Below are 19,981 nucleotides of genomic sequence, written 5' to 3' on the forward strand. Positions count from 1 at the left end.
AATTATTCCCTGATGTGGAGAGTGATAAACGGCGGCGATTTCGGCTGACTAATAAAACTCGTCCGCCCTAAGCAAGTATTTGCCTTTTCGCCTAATCGCATTTCTTTTGCCTGATCCGGTGCCAGGCACAGCACGAGATCCCATGCAAACTGATCACGCAGGAGGAATGAAATAAACATTTTTAGTGCCTGATGGTTTTCACCATCAGGCAGAAAGGTGAGGTAGCGAGCCATAGATAAACTGCCAATTTTCAGTAGAAACTTTCCACTGCGATCGGGTACGCGCGCTCCCAGCGTAAAATTGACACCCAGAACCGATCGGCCAGGAATATAGCCCGCTGTTTTTGTCTTCGGATAACGTACGCCCAGCCGATTTTGTTGTGAGGGATTGATAGCTACCCTACGCAATTGCCAGTTTTCAAGGGATACATCGGGTAAATCAAAACAGTGGGACACCAAGTTACACACCACCTCGGGCGCTCGACCGGGTGTCGCCAAAATGCCGGCATAGGCCAGCATTTTGCTGTGATTGATGGCCAGAGTGTCACGGATGTGCTGATTACCAAGCCCAACCAATGCATACATACGCTGTGAAAAGTGATCCGTTCCACCCTGTCGAAAACAGATGTGATAGCGGTACTTTCGCCAGGCGTGATAGACAAACTGCGTCCAACGATGGCTGAAGAGATCGAGAAAGGCGACCATTCCGTCCTCATTCTGCGCATCCTCTCTGGCCATCTGATCAAGGTAGTAACCGGGTAATGGAGACTGACTACCTGAAAGCCCTAAAAACCGTGTTGTCAGTAATAACTGACCGCGATGGTTGCGCTTGAGGGAGCTCAGATCGTTGCCAGGGAATGCAATGCTTGCATCTGACTGAAACAACACCCTTTCCTGCTCGGGCGAAACCTGTAGCGAAGGCTCCCGTTCAGATTCACTGGCTTCGCGATACAGCGCTTCCATTAACACATAGAAATTGATTCCACGTAGACTCGTCTGAAACGAGCTGTCCGAGGCTACATCAGGGCGTGGTGACCGATGTGCTGCCATTCCCAGGCCTCCTGACTTTCCGTGTTGATGACTTTCAGACAATGAAATGAATTAATGCTGGCGTAGAGCGCGAAGAAATGTGAAAGCATATTCCCTAACAGGTAAATCTCCCCCTCGCAGAGAAACGGCGATGGGTTTATCCATAACGTTGTTGCCAGGCCCCGAATGGGAACGCCTTTAAAGAGCCGATCGACCGGGTGCGTTTCCATTTTTTCGATGGCATCGAGCTTTTGTCGGGAAAGCCGGGCCTGTTGAGGATGGTGAATACCGGGCAAATCAAACGTGCTCAAAACCTGAATCAACCCCTCTCTGTCTAACAGTGAAAGGTAATTTAGATTCATGCAGGAGATCAGTGACCAGTGCATCGCCCCATCCGTTACCGGGTACAGCGGTTGCGTTGGACGTGTGATGTTGCTGAAAGATGCAACTGCCGGATCTTTATTCACAGCAACGGTAATGTCGCCAGTATGCAGTGATAGTGGAAGCATCCGATTCGTGCACACGAGCGTAGCGGTAAGGACTTCTTTATTAAATTTAGGACTGTCTGGTGTAACTCCATCAGCATGAACAAAGGCAATGGCATGTTCATGTCCACGGTGAAAGAGAGAGCTTTTCGTACGATGATGCCAATAAATAACTTCACGTTGCTGGCTGTACTCAATTTGATGCTGAAAACCTTCGAATTGAGGCCAGAAACGAATTTGTGAGTCTTTAGCAGACTCTCTAATTTTACTGGAAATCGATTTTATCTGGAAAATATCATAGCTTTCTGGATGCTGATGACTGGCGCACAACGGATATTGTGTAGCACTGCTGTCGGGCTTCACGGGTTCGGCATAATGCGTAAATAAATTAACCGCAGGCGTACAATAAAGACGGATTGAATCTTTGCGTATTTTCACATCAGCCGGGAGTGGCTGGCTAAAACGAAGCCGCAGGGTGAAAGCGTTAACAGGGAAATCTTCCGGTAGTGGCGCAACATCTCGTAGATGGAAAAAGAAAAAACTCTCCGGGTAGCAAAAATATTCCTGCAATACGCGATAACCACTGTGGACATTCTTCGGCCAGGGCAACAAGGCATCGTCTCGCTCAAACCCAGCAGCTTCAAGCCAGAGGTTGTGTTGCGATATACAATGATCCCCGGCAATGAGTTCAGCATCCATTAACCTTTCACTGAACCACATATAAAGTTGATAACGGGTATAGTCATCTTCATTGCCGAGCCAAAAAGTGAGTTTATTAAGGTCCAATGTGTTAGCGGGTACATTTCCCTCGGTAAATAAATCAATCTCAATGATCCCCTCTTTCAGGCTACTGCTATTACGTACCGTTTGGATATATAACGGTTGTAGCCAGGTATCACGTGCGAGGGTAAAATGGCACTCAGAATGTGCAGCATCCTTTTCAGCATGGTCAGCAGAATCATTGGAAAAGCCTTTACCAGGAGCGCGATTTTTTACAAGTTCATTACGCGATATCAGCACCGGAGTCTTCAATTCTTCTTTTGGCTGATATTCTATAATCGTCATGGATGGCACCGGGCGCAGATAATTCGGCCATAGCATGTTAATCAACCCATGCGTAAGCTCAGGGAATTCATCCTCCAGTTTTTGCCGCAGTCCGCCAGACAGAAAAGCAAAGGCCTCCAGCAAACGTTCTACATCGGGATCACCTTCTTTCTCAGAAAGAAACCGCGCCAGATAGGGTTTTTCCTGTGCCAATAGCTTGCCAAGCTGTCGAAGGTAATCCAGCTCTTCCCGATAATAGCGTTCTTCAAAAGCCATTCCCTTTACTCCATGTGCCAGTGCTGGTGATTGTCCAGCAAGATGTCAAATTCCAGGACATCCTGGCTATTAATGGCATCGATATTCGCCGTAATATGAAAACGTAGTTCCATTGGGGCATAGGCATCCATTTCGACAGCCGATACTTTCACCGTAGAAAATCGAGGTTCATAGCGCGAAATGCACCGACTGAACGCCTTTTCCATCTCTTCTTTGTAATTTCCGGAGGCCAAGGAATCATCGTTAAAATCGGCGATCCCTAGCTCCGGCGATCCATAGCAGCTCCCGGAGCGGGTGTTGAGTACATTCTGCAAGTTAGCCTGCACTGAATGCAGTAACGCCTCTTTTGGTTTTCGGCGTGCAGGTGAGTCTGACTCCTCGCGGATACGCTCAAACAGACTGCCCTTAAAGCCAGACTCCCGCTCCAGTAACATGCTCGTTATTCCTTATCCAGACGCCCAACCAGCGAGAGCTCAAAACTGGCCCCCATATATTTGAAATGCGGGCGTACGGACAGAGCGACCTGGTACCAACCAGGCTCACCTTCAACATCCAGCACTTCAATTTTGGCCTGACGCAGTGGTTTACGGCTGCGAACTTCTGATGGTGGGTTCTCCTGATCGGCTATGTATTGGCGTATCCACTGATTCAACTCGCGTTCCAGATCACTTCGCTCTTTCCAGGAGCCAATCTGCTCACGCTGAAGCACTTTGATGTAGTGCGCGAGGCGGTTGATAACAAAAAGATAGGGCAACTGGGTGCCTAGCTTATAGTTGGTTTCCGCTTCTTTTCCTTCGGGAGTATTGGGGAAATTCTTCGGCTTTTGAATAGAATTAGCAGAGAAGAAAGCCGCGTTATCGCTTCCTTTACGCATCGTCAGAGTGATGAACCCTTCCTCTGCTAGCTCATATTCCCGACGATCGGTAACAAGGATCTCCGTCGGAATTTTGGCCTGCAACTGACCCATGGCTTCATAAAGATGCACAGGCAAATCTTTAACAGCCCCACCATTTTGTGGCCCAATAATATTCGGGCACCAGCGGTATTTTGCGAAACTCTCTGCAATATTAGCCGCCAGCAGAAATGCCGTATTTCCCCAAAGATAATCTTCATGGTCACGGCTAACATTTTCCCGATAGCTAAAGCTTTTCACTGGATTATCATCAGGCGCATATGGCTGACGTAACAGGAAACGTGGCGCTGTAAGCCCAAGATAACGAGAATCTTCTGACTCACGCAGTGAGCGCCACTTTGTATAGGCCGGCCCTTCAAAAATAGCGGCGACATCTTTAATGCCTGGCAGCTCAGTGTAGGAATTCAGACCGAAAAACTCGGGTGAAACGGAAGAAAGGAAAGGTGCATGCGCCATTGCGCTGACTGCACTCAGGTATTTCAGTAGTTTCATGTCGGCGGCATTATTTTCGAACGCATAGTTACCGATCACCGCGGCAACAGGTACTCCACCAAACTGGCCATAACCACTGGAATAGACGTGCTTATAGAAACCTGACTGGGTAATTTCAGGCGCAAATTCGAAATCATCAAGCAACTCTTCTTTGGTGACATGCATGACGTGAATTTTAATATTTTCACGCGTATCAGCCCGTTCAACCAGAAGCTTCAGTGAACGCAGAAATGACTCCATTTCCTGGAATTCAGGGGCGTGAAGAATGAGATCCATCTGCCTGCCTGTACGCTCGTCGATATCTGCAATCATGGCGTTCACAGCCAGAATATCGACTGGGTCTGACTCGCTGTCACTTTGTAATAAAGCCGCAATAAAAGCACCTACACCCTGACGAGCAATATCATAACTTTCTGATTCTGGCTGAAACCGCGTCTGCGCCATGATTTCATCCAATAAGGATGACCCAGAGGCTGTGGCGATTTCTTCCTGCAATGACATATCTGACATACTGAAATCCTTTTACAAAGTTATTTCCGACCGGCAATGCCCAGTTCTGCAATCAATTGCTCACGGGTTTCTTCGTTTCCCAGCAGCGCCTGAATTTGCGCACGGAATGCTGGAATATTCCCCATCGGCCCCTTGAGCGCGACCAGTGCTTCACGAAGCTCAAGCAGTTTTTTAAGCTCAGGTACCTGCATCGCAATATTGTCCGGAGAGAGGTCCGCGAGGGATTTCACTTTCAGATTGATTGCCAGTTGTGTATCAGGTGTTTCGCTAAGAGCCGATGGCACAGCGAATTCACGTCCGATATCGTGTTGCTCTAACACTGAATTGAAATTGTTTCTATTAATGGAAACTGGTACCCGCTCATCGAGTGGCGTATCATCCACGGTTCCCTTTAGATTGCCGGTTATCAATAAATTAAGAGGCAGTTCAACTTCCGCAACCTGCCCATTTGTTTTTGGTATATACCGGATATTGATACGTTCCTTGGGGGCTATACTTCCGTCTTTAGTGTTGCTCATTAATATATTCCGTCAAATTATGAGAAATGTTTAATTCATTCAACAAGGACAGCGCTATTATGGAAAGCCGTAATAAAGCACCCGTCCTGAAGAGGGATTTAGTATACCTATTCATTTGCAGATTATATTACCTACAATATCACAATTTAAAACATTTTATTTTTCAATGAGAGTGTGATCACAAATTCAAAAACAAATAAAACGCACAAACAAAAAACCAAACAAAACAGCCAGTTAAATTAAAAAGACACTCCTAACCCCGGAAAAAATGAAATGCGCATACAAAATATGAATAAACAATCAATAATCATTTCACAAGAAAATACTAAGGAGTTTTAAAAAAATAATGCTGAACATTCATAGATTTACACAATAACCACAAGCATTCCGAATAAATTATTTTTATTTTATTTAGCAAAGTTTGATTTCAGACCTAAAAATTACCACCACGCTCACTAGAATGATCTGTCATTATTCTAAGCGACCTGAAAATGGTTGTCCGCGTCAATTAATAAAACGCAGGAATAAATAGTCTTAATAGATAATTCACACCAATAGAGAGAAGGAGTTTACTATGCCAACACCGTGTTATATCTCAATAACAGGCCAAACCCAGGGAAATATTACCGCTGGCGCATTCACCGCCGAATCGGTTGGTAACATTTACGTTCAGGGCCATGAGGATGAAATGCTGGTCCAGGAGTTCAGCCATAATGTCACCGTTCCAACCGATCCTCAGTCCGGACAGCCAGCAGGTCAACGTGCACACAAGCCGTTTATTTTCACCGTCGCATTGAATAAAGCGGTTCCGCTACTTTATAACGCGCTTGCATCAGGGGAAATGTTACCAACGACTGAACTGCACTGGTGGCGAACCTCGATCGAGGGCAAGCAAGAGCATTTCTTCACTACTCGTTTGACCGATTCTACCATCGTGGACATTGACTGCGTCATGCCCCATTGCCAGGACGCAGAAAAACGCGAGTTTACTCAGCTTCTGAAAGTCTCTCTCGCTTATCGCAAAATCGAATGGGAACACGTTTCTGCCGGAACGTCCGGTGCCGACGACTGGCGTGCTCCGCTGGAAGCCTAATTATTGACCCACAGCATTCCGCCTGGGTGGAATGCTGCTTTATCTCTACCTAAAGCACCACTCTTTGAGAGATGGCTTATGCCGGAAACTCTGGCGGTAGCGTGCCTTAAGGAAAATGGCAGGACCTGGACAGGAAGCGCTTTATGAATTTCACACCTTTTTCTGACAAAAATAACCTTCCAGATTATGAATGGTCACGAGTTTTCGGTAAGACGAATGCTGAGATTGATTTTCAAAAACTAGCTGATGCCCTTGATTGCCAACGTGGGTTTTACGGGGTAGGCATTATTTATGATGACGGCATTCAGTCGTACTTAGTTCGCCCAGCCAACTACTCTGCATTCTCAAGGTTTAGTCAGGTCACGCACATAACGGTGACCAAAGTTCCTGTAATAACACGTGAAAATATTTCTGACCGTGTTACGAAAACCATTACATCTCCTTCTTTGGCTGTGGAAATTGGCTCAACATTGTTATCATGTGGAGCTTGTGCATTAACAGCAGCGGTAGGGATTTTCATCACCGGTACAGTACCCTTTACAGCCGGAATGAGCGCACCTTTAGCAATACTCGCTGGCGCTGGATCTGTTGCTACACTGATGCAGTGCGTTAATGGACTATGGCGTTTGTATGATATAGAAGCTAACGATGCACGGAATGTTAACTGGATTGATTCACAGGATTGGTATTTGGCAACGTCCACTGCCCTGGATTTAATCTCTCTGGCTTCAATTGCCGGACCATTAAAAGAAGCGGTAATGACATACCGTGTAATGAAATCAGTATCTTCAATGAAAGTTACCGACTGGCTAAAGAAATACTCAAGAATGGAACGCGCCCGCCTTACAGAGGGTATAATAAAGCACCTCAACCCTGGCATATCAAATAAAGTCATGAAAACCATGATTCGAGCTGGTAAATATCCTACACGATTTCCAACAGACTCCTTACGCGGAGAGTTGGCAAAGCAGCTCGTAAATGCCATCACAAGCACAATGGCCCTCTCAGGAAGTGCCATAAGCGGTGTCGCTCGAAACCCCAGGAATATCAATAAGTCTGGCGAATATGTTGTTGGATTATTACAATCATTCAGCGTTGTAAATTAGATGAAACGAACAAAACCAACTCCAGGCACAGCGTTTTCTGCGCTCACTAGCGATGGAAGAAAATCTCATAAGGCTATAAAATTGGGTGGCGAAGCATTACTTAAACACTCTTCACCTGAGATGGAGGTATACTTCTCCCACCCTCAAAAAAAACGCCCACCCAGTACCTTTGCAGCAGCAATTTTAATGCCAATTTTTTTAGCATTATTCGTTATTAACTCACAAACAATCATTAACTTTTTTGACCTGACAGCAGAGTCAAGCTCCATAATATCATTGTCAACAATGTTAATCTCTTCAATATTTCTAGGTCCAATACCTTATTGTCTCGGCAGAGGGAATGTATGGGGGTTGCTATTGATCCATTACTTCTATTCATTCAATCTTTCTATGTCACCAATCGCTATTTGCATTATGGTTTCAGAGATAATAAAAAGTAGAGCGCTCGCCCCCCACTTTATTGTACTTGCGATGCTATTAAGCCTTATTTTTTTATGCAGTAAAATAATAAACGGAAAATCCTTCAATAAAATGGTTAGATTTTATGCAAACAGACGCATCGCGTTAAAAGCATTACAAGTAAGGGGTCATATCACAAATAAAAGTTAACTCATCACTTTGACGCAGGATAAAGAACCTCAGTAGCCCCAGGGATTAACTAGATTTATGCTGAATAGCAGGGATATATCACCGACGCTATCAATGCATTCAAAAACATAAACAAGTCAGGGGAATACATCTTTGGACTGCTACAATCATTCGATGTTATAAAATAGATGAAAAAACGCATGTATCTAACAGGAAAACGATTTTCCAGATTAATAAAATATAGCAAAAAGGCTCAAAAAGTAGTTAAAGCAGGAGGAGACGAATTACTTAACCTCTCATCAAACAAATTATCTATTTATTCTTCTACTCTCCAGAAGAACTCCCGGCATCCCAGCACCGTCCCTGCTGCGATTTTACTTTTTTATTCCTGCCGCTATTTGTCATTAGCTCACAAACAATCATTGGTCATTTTGAATTAAATGTTGAAGAAAACGCAATAACATCACTATCGTCAATAACCATTGCTGCTATTTTTAATGGCCTGATACCCTATGCTCTCGGCGGTGGGCGTTTTTAGGGTTTAATTCTAATTCGCTACATTTACCTCATCAATTTATCAATGGCTCTCATTTCACTTTTTGTGTTGTTTACCGAGTGTCTTACGGATGGCGTTATTTTATCAAAACTGGTATTTGCGCCGGGACAAATCGCCCTTCTTTTCTTATGTTATAAGCTCATGAATGGTAAACCATTTAATAAAATGGCTTATTTCTACATTAACAGAAGAATTGTATTTGAATCCCTTAAAGCCAAACACTTCCTTCATAAGAAGAATAAACAGCTCAATAAGCATCACTCAACTACCCGGAGATAACATGCCTGTAAAAGGACTTAAATTCACACTAAATATTGACGGAATAGCAGAAACAGCACTGGCCGTGGTCGACTTCAGCTTACATCAGCAACATTCTCTTCCATTTACGCTTGAAATAGTAATTGCGAGTAGCCTGTTTGAACTCGAAGCTAAAGACTTCCTGGAAAAGGACGCTACCCTCAATATCTGGCAAGGGGAAATCCTACAGCGCAGCGTTAACGGAATTGTCGCAACAGTGGCATTAGGTAAAAATGATAACTGGCAGATATGTTATACCTTAACGATACACCCACTATTATGGCGTTGTTCTCTGCGGAAAAACTCACGTATTTTTCAACAACAAGATATACAACAGATATCCACTATTCTCCTCGCCGAAAATGACGTTACCGACTGGACACCCATTTTTTATGAATCACATCCTCCTCGGGAATTTTGCGTTCAATACGGGGAAACTGATCTCGAATTCCTGACTCGCCTATGGTCAGAAGAAGGCATATTTTTCTTTCATCAATTCTCTCCTGTTCGCGCCAAACAAATATTGACGCTGTGTGATAACGAAGCAGGGCTGTTTCCTGTCGAGGACCTGCCTTTTAATCCTAATGTCACGACTGACGTTTCCACAGAATGTGTTAGTGATTTTGAGTACAGGGCACAAATTCGCCCTTCATCAATAGAAACACGAGATTACACGTTCAAAACACCGGGTTGGGCAGGTTCCTTTGCTCATTCCGCCACAAACCTGAATGGGCAATATTCGCAGTATGAAATTTTTGACCATCCAGGTCGATTCAAAGATGAGCAACATGGCCGCGATTTTGCCCGATATAAAATGGAGGGCTGGCGTCAGAATGCGGAAACCGCCTCAGGTTCCAGCACTTCTCCTGACTTATGGCCTGGCACCACATTTGTTCTCACCGGGCATCCGTCTGCCGCCCTGAATCGGGAATGGCAGGTTGTGAGCAGTATATTAAGAGGGGACCAGCCGCAAGCGCAGCACGGTAGCCAAGGCCAGGGCACGACCATGTCAAACGGGTTTGAAGTGATTCCGGCAGATCGCACCTGGAGGACGCAACCACCATCAAAACCTAAAATTGATGGTCCCCAAAGCGCCATTGTCACGGGTCCAGCGGGTGAAGAGATTTTCTGTGATGAGCATGGTCGGGTTCGCGTGAAATTTCACTGGGACAGATACCATCAAAAAAACGAGCACAGTTCCTGTTGGGTACGCGTGTCACAAGCCTGGGCGGGTAGCGGATTTGGCAACCTGGCGATCCCACGCGTGGGACAGGAAGTGATTGTTGATTTCCTCAACGGCGACCCCGATCAGCCCATCATTATGGGCAGAACATATCACCAGGATAATCGCTCTCCCGGCAGCCTTCCTGGCACAAAAACGCAGATGGCCATTCGTTCAAAAACCTATAAAGGAAGCGGCTATAACGAACTGATGTTCGAAGACAGTACCGGCCAGGAACTGCTCTCGATGCATGCTCAGAAGGACATGGATACCAAAGTTCTTCACGATCGTAAAACGACTGTTATCCACGATCACACCGAAAACATTGGCAACGACCAGAAAGTCAGGATCAAGAAAGACAGAAAGGTATTGATAGGCCATGACTTACGACAGGTTGTCCTCAACAACCAAAAAATGACCACGATAAAAAACAAAAAAGATTTCACCGGGATAACGAGCACAGAAACCGTGGGCGTGATGAAAACGGTCACAGTTGGCGGCCTTTTCCAGACTACCGTGGCCGGGGAGATGAATACTTCTGTCGCGTTGGCCCAAACAGAGCAAGTGGGTTTGCTTAAGAGTGTTATCGTCGGCGGCCCTTTAGAGGTCAGTTCCGCAACCTGCATTTCATTTACCTGTGGTCTCAGCTCAATCACTTTGGATGTCAGCGGGAAAGTCACCATTAGCGGCACAACGTTTGATTTCAGTGCGACAGGGCCCGTCAACATCAACGGAAAAGATGTCGATATTAACTGAGGTGATGAAATGGAATTTCGTAATCTGACGCCTTTCTCCACGCTGCAATACACCATGCTGGATGCTCAGGATGTTGAGCATTATGTCATCGCCATGAAGGTGGGATTCAGGCTCGAGAGAACCCATGAAGGTTCTTTTATCACGCGGATCATGGACAACCCTTCCATGCCACTGTGTATGCTGGATGAATACGCGGGCGAAATAAACCATTCGCAGGTGTTGCAGGAAAGTGACCTCGCGCCTTTCAAACCGCGTTGCGATGTCATCGTCAACGGCACAGCGTACGCCCCTGCGGGTTCAACAACAACGGAAATGATGGTCGGCCTGAAATTGCTGACGAATGAAAATCATGTGTTGCTGGATAAGCATCTTTGCATCACTGGGGATCATTTTTTTAATCGCCATTCAGTGTCCGGACAATGGTCACTCACCGCTGAAACCCCCTTCACTTCCCTTCCGCTGGATTATCAGTATGCATACGGAGGGGAATGCAAAATCGGGAAGGAGAGCGAGGCCGCAAAGTTTGTCCCTGAAAAGTATCACCTGACTGAGCAACAACAGGCAGAACATCCCGAGGCCGATAATCCGCCGCTTGCCCATTCGGCCTGCATGTCGAATCCCAGAGGTCGGGGTTATGTCACTCTCTGGTACCAACAAGCGACACAAACGTCAAAGATCCCGGCCCCGAATATTACTGATCCCAACGCTCCTTTTACCCTGACATCTTTTCTTGCGAGCCTGGACCCTCACGCTGATTTAACCGTGGCTGAATATCAGCCTGCGGGATTAGGGATTCTGGCTCGCAGCTGGCAACCACGGCTGAAAAAAGCGGGAACGTACGACAGGCAGTGGCTGGATACCCGACACCCTCGATTACCCACCGATTTCGATTTTGGTTACTGGAATGCCGCACCGCCAGATCAGCAAATCCCCTATCCCCCACCGGGAATACGCCTGGAACTTAAGGGTTTACATCCGCGAGGAGACATCCAGATACAGCTTCCACCCCATCGAGCGGCGGTACTGCTGCGCATGACGGATGGCACGCTTATCCCGCAACTGATGCATGCGGACACGCTGATTGTGGATACGGAAAAACTCACTGTCGCCCTGACCTGGCGCTATCTCATCAAAGCTGACGCGCCGTTGCGAGTAATAGAGGCACGCTATATGACTGATATTGTTCAAGGAGAGAACTGATGGCCGAAAATGTGGTTGCCCGACAAGCCGATGGCTGGAACGTCATCAGCCTAAGTCCGGATGTATGTAAAACGCCAATGGGCCCCGCCACTCCGCCCGTCCCTTATCCGGTCACAGCAGACCTGGTGGACGCTGTTCAGACAGTGCCCACGGTCAAGGCCAACGCCGCGCCACTGGTGGTGCTGACCCAAAGCTTTATCCCAAAAACAAAAGGTGACGAACCCGGCACGGCGAAGGGCATTAGCAGCGGAACGGTTGCGGATATCTGCGAACCGCTGGAACACAGCACCACCCTTAAGGCGGGTGGATTCCCAGTGCTGCGGCACGGTGACGTTTTCTGGATGAATAATAAGAACACGACAGGAAAGATTTATGGTGAAGCGCCTGCAGCCAGTGTTCCTGCGAGTGCGGCAAATCCACCGGTCGTGCCGGAGACTTCAGAAGAGAAAAGCTTCTGGGAAATTCAAGGTGAGTCGTACATAACAGAGGCCAATTCAAGAAGCGCAGCAACACATCAGTTCAAAGATGCCATTTCAGACTTCACAGTCGATCACACTGATGATGGTGCAATGAATAGCGAGATGATTGCTGCAATGTTACATGCGGGTGACATTTACAGCCGAGTACCTGGCGCATCAGATGAGGCGGTACAACAGTTAGGAGGGGAAGCCGCTGAGGCCTGGAAAACACTTAATACCGATCAGGTTAGAGGTATTGAAATTGCAGCTGGATCTGTTTTTATGGGGTATACGCTCAGTAAAACGGGTGCACAAATCAGGAAAAAAGAAACAGAGCCAAGTAATAGCGATGCCAATGCTCAATGTACCCGTAAATGTAGTTCCGCAGGCGAACCTATTGACATGGTTACGGGTGATTTCCTTCAACACCTTTCAGTACTCACCGTTCCCGGCACATTACCTCTAAATCTCACCCGCTTTCACCGTTCCAGATCGAATGCCAAAGGGCTTTTTGGTGAGAAATGGATGGATGAATGGTCTTGTTATCTTGAAATAGATAAAAAAATAGTTCGATTCACGGATCACGAAGGCGTGACTCTTAACTATACCTTACCAAGTGATGGTCAGTTAGTTAATGCAGTTAACTGCCGGATAGGAGAATACGTTCTTTCAGGAAATATACACGGTGAACTTTCTGTCTTTGACCGAAAAAAACAACACCGATTAGTATTTTCTCAGAAGAAAGGGAGAATTAGACGACTTTCGGCTATTTGCGATGGATATGGAAACACTGCGAATTTTATTTATAAAAATGACTTACTGACTAATATAAATCATAGCGACAACTTCATTCTCAACCTGAGTTGGCAGCAAGAAAAACTCATATCAATAGACCTCTGTATGGAAAACAAGACACAGTGTCTTGTCACCTGTAATTATGACGAGAGAGGTAGGCTAGCAGAATGTGAGACATTCCAGTTCTCTCACATTCTATATCACTGGAGCCAGGAAGGACAGATGACGAGCTGGAGTGACATTGATGGTACTCAGCTGGATTTATTTTATGATGATTGCGGTCGAGTGATTAAGACCCAAACTCCCCAAGGTTATTATAATGACCACTTTATTTGGGATGAAGTACAGCGCAGAAATACATATCAGGATGGAGAAGGTGGGTTAACTCACTTTGAATATAATGACGAAGGTCTGGTCATTTGCCAAATTGACCCACTGAGTCGCAAAACACTGACTACATGGAAGCATGGTAACCGAATTTCTGAAATAGATGCACTGGAGCGAATAACGACATGGGAATACAATGCCTATGGCGATATAACACGTATTTCGTTTCCTGATGGCACTACGCTACATTATGCCTATGACGATAATGGCAACCTCACCCGCTTTCAGGGGCCAGGGAACAAAATCTGGCAGTTTAATTACGATGAATTCGGCGGACTGCAATGCGTCACTGACCCGCTAGGACGGCAAAGATCTCAATGCCTTGGTGCTAATGGCGAGCTCTTGCAGCAAATTCTGCCGGACGGCGAGACCTGGCATTATGGTTACGATCCACTACATCGCCTGAATCGTGTGACAGACCCTGCACTGGGCGAAACTTTGCTGGAACAGGATATGCTGGGCCGCATGCTAGAGATACGCGATCCCTTGTATCAGACTACAACCTGCCAGCAAAGCACACATCATGCAAGCCCCGGTGGTAGTGTTACTCATACTAATTTGCCCGACGGGGTCATTCAGCAACATAGCTATTCTGACAATAAGCTGATGGCCAGCTTTACCGACGGCGAAGGCAAAACCACCCGCTACGAATACGGTCCCTTTGACCTGCTGACCGCCCTCGTTCGCCCCGATGGCACACGTCTGGAATGCCGTTATGACCGCCTCACCCGTCTGTCTGACATCATCAACGCCGCAGGGGAACATTACCGCCTGACCTACGATAAAGCCGGGCAGCTCATCCGCGAGACCGATTTCACCGGGCGCACCCTGCAGTATGAATACGATGCAGCCGGGCGACGTATCTGTACCCGTTATCCCGATAATCATTTTATCCGCTGGTATTACGATGACGGCGACCGGGTGATACAGCGCCAGGCCTGGCAGACCGCAGACGGGTACGACAAACTTATCGCCACCACCGATTACCGCTATGACGCCGAACACCGGCTCATCAGCGCCCGGAATCCTGACGCGCAGGTGGAATTTGAGTATGACGCCGACGGCAACATTACCGCCGAAACCCTCAATGGTCGTCGCACGGAACACACCCACCACCCGCTGAACGGCCACGCCCTGAGCTGGCAACTGGACAATGTCAGCATGCAGTTCGCCCGCGGCCCGATGGGACGGGTTACGCAATGGCAGGTCAACGACCATGCCCCGCTCAACATCAGCCACGATGCGCTGGGCCGGGAAACTCAGCGGTGCAGCGAAGCGGGCTTTCTGCTCGGCCAGCGCTACAGCCCGACCGGAAATATCACCGGGCAGTGGGCCGGAACGCAGGATGGCAGCGCTCTGCCGCAGGGGGTCTCACGCACACAGGAGTATGACCGGGCGTATAACCTGACCCGCGTTCACGACCAGCGCTGGGGAAAGACGGATTATCGTTACGACAGCAACGACCAGGTCACCTTCGCCGAAGGCGGTGTCCGGCAGCTTCCCAAACTGGAACTGTTCGCTTACGACCGCAACCTGAACATTCTTCACCAGGGCATGACCCGTAATCTGCCCGATGAACTGATGCAGTTCACGGAACAGGTCCAGCAGACCGGGCGAGTCACCACGCGGGGCGACACCCGCTACCGTTACGATGACTGCGGCAGGCTGGTTGAAAAACTGGGCATCCGCGACGGATATCACCCGCAGCAATGGCGCTATCGCTGGGACAGTAGCAATCAGTTAACCGAACTTATCACCCCCGAGGGCCAACGCTGGCAGTACCGCTATGATGCTTTTGGGCGCAGGATTAGTAAGCGAAAACTCCATGCAACAAAGGGCATCGCCGGATACGATTTTCACTGGAGCGGTAATCAGCTTGTCGCAGAAACCCCGGTGTATGCGGACGGCAGCGTGGCCGCTGAGCAGACCGTTTACTGGCTGTATGAACCCGGCGCCCTCACCCCCGCCGCCCGTTATCAGCACGGCGAACTGCACTATATTGTCCGAGACCACATGGGCACGCCCCGCGAACTGCTGACCGAATCCGGCAAAGTGGTCTGGGCGCAGAAACTGAGCGTCTGGGGAAAAGCAGAATACTATCGGTTTAACGGCTGGCACGCTGCCAATGACGACACAGCCCCCGACTGCCCGTGGCGCTTTGCAGGCCAGTACGCCGACCCCGAATCCGGATTGCACTACAACCGGTTCCGGTACTATGATGACGACAGCGGGCAGTATATCTCCCCGGACCCGATAGGGCTAAATGGAGGTATCAACCTCTATGCGTATGTCAAAAACCCGCTAACATGGATAGATCCACTTGGTCTCGCCGGGAATAATATTCTTTTTGATAGCGATTTTTGGAAAGCCGTAGGCGACTCGGCAGCCAAAACAAAAATGCGTGTGAAAGGTGCGCCAGTATTTGAAATCATTAAGAAGGTTGATTTGGAGGGTATAAAGAAAGGTGATCTTTTTCATTTGGATACATTACACCTCAATGAAATCGAAGTTTATGATTCTAAAGGTACTCATAAAGCCGTTTATGGATTGGATGGTAATAAAACCGGTGGTGCTGTGAAGGGGAGGAAGTGTGGATAATATATTGAAAAAAGAAGAATTTATTCTATCGGAGACTGTTTTAAAAAGAGATGGCTCATTTATATATGAACTTCACAATAACCATTTCTTTAATAAGGATAAATTAAGTTGCATATTAGCTGAATGTGAATTGTTGCCGGGATTGTATAAAGATCATGGGAAATCTGAAAATTATACTGATATATTGAAGGGTATTGTATCGACATTCCAACATATATTCTTTTTAATATCCTGCCATTTTATGCCAGACGATGACTTTATAATTAATAATTATGATGCTGATTTGTCATCTGAAATAATATCCGATTATTATATTGAGTTTAGATTGCTATTAAACAACCTGATAATATAAAAACAAAAGCCGGGAAAGATCTCCACGATCTTCCCGGTTTATTTTTTAGTTCGCCCCGATGGCATGCGTCTGGAATGCCGCTACGACCGCCTCACCCGTCTGTCTGACATCATCAACGCCGCAGGGGAACATTACCGCCTGACCTACGATAAAGCCGGGCAGCTCATCTGCGAAACTGATTTCACCGGGCGCACCCTGCAGTATGAATACGATGCGGCCGGGCGACGTATCTGTACCCGTTATCTCGATAATCATTTTATCCGCTGGTATTACGATGACGGCGACCGGGTGATACAGCGCCAGGCCTGGCAGACCGCAGACGGGCACGACACACTTCTCGCCACCACCGATTACCGCTACGACGCCGAACACCGGCTCATCAGCGCCCGGAATCCCGACACGCAGGTAGAATTTGAATATGACGCCGACGGCAACATTACCGCCGAAACCCTCAATGGCCGCCGCACGGAACAGACTTACCATCCACTGAACGGCCACGCCCTGAGCTGGCAACTGGACAATGTCAGCATGCAGTTCGCCCGCGGCCCGATGGGACGGGTTACGCAATGGCAGGTCAATGACCATGCCCCGCTCAACATCAGCCACGATGCGCTGGGCCGGGAAACTCAGCGGTGCAGCGAAGCGGGCTTCCGGCTCAGTCAGCGCTACAGCCCGACCGGAAATATCACCGGGCAGTGGGCCGGAACGCAGGATGGCAGCGCTCTGCCGCAGGGGGTCTCACGCTCGCAGGAGTACGACAGGGCGTACAACCTGACCCGCATCCGCGACCAGCGCTGGGGAAATACCGATTATCGTTACGACAACAACGACCAGGTCACCTTCGCCGAAGGCGGCGTCCGCCAGTTACCCAAACTGGAAGTGTTTGCTTACGACCGCAACCTGAACATTCTTCACCAGGGTATGACCCGCAACCTGCCCGATGAACTGATGCAGTTCACGGAACAGGTCCAGCAGACCGGGCGAGTCACCACCCGCGGCGATACCCGCTACCGTTACGATGCCTGCGGCAGGCTGGTTGAAAAACTGGGCATCCGCGACGGATATCGCCCGCAGCAATGGCGCTATCGCTGGGACAGCAGTAATCAGTTATCTGAACTTATCACTCCTGAGGGCCAACGCTGGCAGTACCGCTATGATGCTTTTGGGCGCAGGATAAGTAAGCGAAAACTCCATGCAACAAAGGGCATCGCCGGATACGATTTTCACTGGAGCGGCAATCAGCTTGTCGCAGAAACCCCGGTGTATGCCGATGGCACGGCCGCCCACAGTGAAAGTATCTACTGGTTATATGAACCCGGCGCCCTCACCCCAGGCGCCCGTTATCAGCACGGCGAACTGCACTATATCGTGCGCGACCACATGGGCACGCCCCGCGAGTTGCTGACCGAATCAGGCAAAGTGGTCCGGGCGCAGAAACTGAGCGTCTGGGGCAAAACAGAATGTTACCGCTTCAACGGCTGGCACGCTGCCAATGACGACACCGCTCCCGAATGCCCGTGGCGCTTTGCAGGCCAGTACGCCGACCCCGAATCCGGATTGCACTACAACCGGTTCCGGTACTATGATGACGACAGCGGGCAATATCTCTCCCCGGACCCGATAGGCCTGGCGGGTGGGATTAATCCTTACGGATATGTCGCGAATCCGTTGCGATGGGTTGATCCGCTGGGGTTGTGTAAGGATGTGCCTGACTTCTATGTTGGCCCAAATGGTCCGAGTTCAACGATGCCTTCTACTGCTTATCGCTATATGAACAGCACTGACTCATATGCCGCCAAGACTATGACATCCAAATCTGCGCCTTTAAGTTATTTTGGATATACCAAATATAATTCTGGAGGAGAGGCAAGAAATGCTTATCAGATATTCTTTGAAAATGGCAACCCAAAATCATGGAGTGATGCACGATTGTTAGGTGAATTTGATACATTACAACTCTATAAAAATGGAGTATCTCAGGTAAAAATCCCATTAGCAAATGGTGGAAAAGGCCCTGAACTGGAGATTTTTACAAGTTCTTACCCTCAATATGGCGATGGGGGGGCAATACAACTCCTTCCAAGCGAAAGAGGCACAGTTATTAATTTTAATAATTTAACTATTTTACCGGAATAAATATGAACAATGAAGAACTTGTAAAAAACCTGCGATACCTTATAAATAAATACATACCAGAAAGCAAGAGGAATGAATTTGAAAGATATTTATCAATGGAAGATATCCCTGTAAAAGGTATCCTTGTTGATTTCAATAATTTTTCTACAGATTCTTTGGAAGAATCTGATGGTGCATTAATAAGAGATATCTATTTTCACTATTGCTAGAAGAAAGTAATCCAGACATACCCTTCTTTAGCTTTATCCTGTATGCAGTAATATGACAAGGCGTATAATCTCACCCACGTCCAGGACCGGCGCTGGGGAAATACCGATTATCGTTACGACAACAATGACCAGGTCACCTTCGCCGAAGGCGGTGTCCGGCAGCTTCCCAAGCTGGAGCTGTTCGCTTATGACCGCAACCTGAACATTCGTCACCACGGGCGCACCCACAACCTGCCCGATGAACTGATGCAGTTCACCGAACAGGTGCAACAGACCGGGCGAGTCACCACGCGGGGCGACACCCGCTACCGTTACGATGCCTGCGGCAGGCTGGTTGAAAAACTCGAGGTCCGCGACGGATATCGCCCGCAGCAATGGCGCTATCGCTGGGACAGCAGTAATCAGTTATCTGAACTTATCACCCCCGAGGGCCAACGCTGGCAGTACCGCTATGATGCTTTTGGGCGCAGGATAAGCAAACGGCAGACCGGAGTCAGTCGCGGAGTCATCGGGCATGACTTCCACTGGAGCGGTAACCAGCTTGTCGCAGAAACTCCGGTGTATGCTGACGGCAGCGTGGCCGCTGAGCAGACCGTTTACTGGCTGTATGAACCCGGTTCCCTCACCCCTGGCGCCCGTTATCAGCACGGCGAACTGCACTATATTGTCCGAGACCACATGGGCACGCCCCGCGAGTTGCTGACCGAAACAGGCAAAGTGGTCCGGGCGCAGAAGCTGAGCGTCTGGGGCAAAACAGAATGCTATCGCTTTAACGGCTGGCACGCCGCCAATGACGACACCGCTCCCGACTGCCCGTGGCACTTTGCAGGCCAGTACGCCGACCCCGAATCCGGATTGCACTACAACCGGTTCCGGTACTATGATGGTGACAGTGGGCAGTATATCTCCCCGGACCCGATAGGGCTGGCGGGTGGGGTGAATCCTTACGGATATGTCGCGAA

General features: G+C 48.2%; 15 protein-coding genes and 2 pseudogenes. 11 read left to right on the forward strand and 6 right to left on the reverse strand.

Annotation, left to right across the window (positions count from 1 at the left end; genetic code table 11):
• Positions 1-2: 2 nt before the first annotated feature.
• The 5 genes from tssG to tssB are packed head-to-tail and all read right to left on the reverse strand — an operon-like array spanning position 3 to position 5,266.
• Positions 3-1,049, reverse strand: coding sequence for a type VI secretion system baseplate subunit TssG (tssG, locus tag VH187_RS23160; protein WP_329703778.1), 1,047 nt, complete (start codon positions 1,047-1,049; stop codon positions 3-5).
• On the reverse strand, positions 1,016-2,833 hold the full coding sequence (tssF, locus tag VH187_RS23165; RefSeq protein ID WP_329703779.1) for a type VI secretion system baseplate subunit TssF: 1,818 nt from the start codon (positions 2,831-2,833) through the stop codon (positions 1,016-1,018). The genes tssG and tssF overlap by 34 nt, the downstream gene beginning before the upstream one ends.
• 5 nt (positions 2,834-2,838) lie before the next feature.
• Entirely contained in the window at positions 2,839-3,267 is a 429-nt protein-coding gene (tssE, locus tag VH187_RS23170) for a type VI secretion system baseplate subunit TssE (protein WP_329703780.1), read from the reverse strand.
• Between the two features lie 5 nt (positions 3,268-3,272).
• On the reverse strand, positions 3,273-4,739 hold the full coding sequence (tssC, locus tag VH187_RS23175) for a type VI secretion system contractile sheath large subunit (protein ID WP_329703796.1): 1,467 nt from the start codon (positions 4,737-4,739) through the stop codon (positions 3,273-3,275).
• Between the two features lie 29 nt (positions 4,740-4,768).
• Positions 4,769-5,266 carry a type VI secretion system contractile sheath small subunit gene (gene tssB, locus VH187_RS23180; RefSeq protein WP_329703781.1) on the reverse strand — a complete coding sequence of 166 codons (498 nt, stop codon included), beginning with the start codon at positions 5,264-5,266 and terminating at the stop codon, positions 4,769-4,771.
• 574 nt (positions 5,267-5,840) lie between these two features.
• Between tssB and VH187_RS23185 the strand changes: the two genes are divergently transcribed.
• The 9 genes and pseudogenes from VH187_RS23185 to VH187_RS23225 all read left to right on the forward strand — a co-directional run bounded on the left by VH187_RS23185 (position 5,841) and on the right by VH187_RS23225 (position 19,019).
• On the forward strand, positions 5,841-6,359 hold the full coding sequence (locus tag VH187_RS23185) for an Hcp family type VI secretion system effector (RefSeq protein ID WP_329703782.1): 519 nt from the start codon (positions 5,841-5,843) through the stop codon (positions 6,357-6,359).
• A 143-nt stretch (positions 6,360-6,502) separates the two neighbouring features.
• A complete protein-coding gene (locus VH187_RS23190; RefSeq protein ID WP_329703783.1) occupies positions 6,503-7,465 on the forward strand; it encodes an Ssp4 family T6SS effector in 963 nt (320 codons plus the stop codon).
• On the forward strand, positions 7,466-8,074 hold the full coding sequence (locus tag VH187_RS23195; RefSeq protein ID WP_329703784.1) for a hypothetical protein: 609 nt from the start codon (positions 7,466-7,468) through the stop codon (positions 8,072-8,074).
• 815 nt (positions 8,075-8,889) lie between these two features.
• Positions 8,890-10,884 (forward strand): type VI secretion system tip protein TssI/VgrG, encoded by a 1,995-nt coding sequence (gene tssI, locus VH187_RS23200; protein ID WP_329703785.1) that lies wholly within the window; start codon positions 8,890-8,892, stop codon positions 10,882-10,884.
• Between the two features lie 9 nt (positions 10,885-10,893).
• The gene (locus tag VH187_RS23205; protein ID WP_329703786.1) at positions 10,894-12,084 is read left to right on the forward strand and encodes a DUF2169 family type VI secretion system accessory protein; all 1,191 of its coding nucleotides are present in this window, start codon (positions 10,894-10,896) and stop codon (positions 12,082-12,084) included.
• The gene (locus VH187_RS23210) at positions 12,084-16,322 is read left to right on the forward strand and encodes a PAAR-like domain-containing protein (protein WP_329703787.1); all 4,239 of its coding nucleotides are present in this window, start codon (positions 12,084-12,086) and stop codon (positions 16,320-16,322) included. The genes VH187_RS23205 and VH187_RS23210 overlap by 1 nt, the downstream gene beginning before the upstream one ends.
• The gene (locus tag VH187_RS23215) at positions 16,315-16,674 is read left to right on the forward strand and encodes a hypothetical protein (RefSeq protein ID WP_329703788.1); all 360 of its coding nucleotides are present in this window, start codon (positions 16,315-16,317) and stop codon (positions 16,672-16,674) included. Before VH187_RS23210 ends, VH187_RS23215 begins: the two co-directional genes overlap by 8 nt.
• 63 nt (positions 16,675-16,737) lie before the next feature.
• Positions 16,738-18,810 (forward strand): annotated as a pseudogene (locus VH187_RS23220) (RHS repeat-associated core domain-containing protein); the annotation flags it as partial.
• Positions 18,811-18,812: 2 nt separating this feature from the next.
• Positions 18,813-19,019: a hypothetical protein gene (locus tag VH187_RS23225; protein ID WP_329703790.1), complete on the forward strand. Its 207-nt coding sequence runs from the start codon at positions 18,813-18,815 to the stop codon at positions 19,017-19,019.
• A gap of 33 nt (positions 19,020-19,052) precedes the next feature.
• Here the strand turns inward: VH187_RS23225 and VH187_RS23230 are convergent, their stop codons facing one another.
• Positions 19,053-19,235, reverse strand: coding sequence for a hypothetical protein (locus VH187_RS23230; protein ID WP_329703791.1), 183 nt, complete (start codon positions 19,233-19,235; stop codon positions 19,053-19,055).
• On the opposite strand from VH187_RS23230, the pseudogene VH187_RS23235 reads away from it, so the two are divergent.
• Together VH187_RS23235 and VH187_RS23580 are read left to right on the forward strand one after the other, a co-directional pair.
• Positions 19,176-19,874 (forward strand): annotated as a pseudogene (locus VH187_RS23235) (RHS repeat domain-containing protein); the annotation flags it as partial. The gene VH187_RS23230 and the pseudogene VH187_RS23235 overlap by 60 nt on opposite strands.
• The coding region (locus VH187_RS23580) for an RHS repeat-associated core domain-containing protein (RefSeq protein WP_473964793.1) at positions 19,875-19,981 on the forward strand (107 nt) is incomplete at its 3' end. It abuts the pseudogene before it with no gap.

It is taken from the genome of Scandinavium sp. (assembly GCF_036271055.1).
Classification (GTDB): Bacteria; Pseudomonadota; Gammaproteobacteria; order Enterobacterales; family Enterobacteriaceae; genus Scandinavium.

Bases quoted from the DNA above. Each gene is read 5' to 3' on its own strand.
- tssG (WP_329703778.1), bottom strand. From the start codon at position 1,049: ATGGCAGCACATCGGTCACCACGCCCTGATGTAGCCTCGGACAGCTCG.
- tssF (WP_329703779.1), bottom strand. From the start codon at position 2,833: ATGGCTTTTGAAGAACGCTATTATCGGGAAGAGCTGGATTACCTTCGA.
- tssE (WP_329703780.1), bottom strand. From the start codon at position 3,267: ATGTTACTGGAGCGGGAGTCTGGCTTTAAGGGCAGTCTGTTTGAGCGT.
- tssC (WP_329703796.1), bottom strand. From the start codon at position 4,739: ATGTCATTGCAGGAAGAAATCGCCACAGCCTCTGGGTCATCCTTATTG.
- tssB (WP_329703781.1), bottom strand. From the start codon at position 5,266: ATGAGCAACACTAAAGACGGAAGTATAGCCCCCAAGGAACGTATCAAT.
- VH187_RS23185 (WP_329703782.1), top strand. From the start codon at position 5,841: ATGCCAACACCGTGTTATATCTCAATAACAGGCCAAACCCAGGGAAAT.
- VH187_RS23190 (WP_329703783.1), top strand. From the start codon at position 6,503: ATGAATTTCACACCTTTTTCTGACAAAAATAACCTTCCAGATTATGAA.
- VH187_RS23195 (WP_329703784.1), top strand. From the start codon at position 7,466: ATGAAACGAACAAAACCAACTCCAGGCACAGCGTTTTCTGCGCTCACT.
- tssI (WP_329703785.1), top strand. From the start codon at position 8,890: ATGCCTGTAAAAGGACTTAAATTCACACTAAATATTGACGGAATAGCA.
- VH187_RS23205 (WP_329703786.1), top strand. From the start codon at position 10,894: ATGGAATTTCGTAATCTGACGCCTTTCTCCACGCTGCAATACACCATG.
- VH187_RS23210 (WP_329703787.1), top strand. From the start codon at position 12,084: ATGGCCGAAAATGTGGTTGCCCGACAAGCCGATGGCTGGAACGTCATC.
- VH187_RS23225 (WP_329703790.1), top strand. From the start codon at position 18,813: ATGAACAATGAAGAACTTGTAAAAAACCTGCGATACCTTATAAATAAA.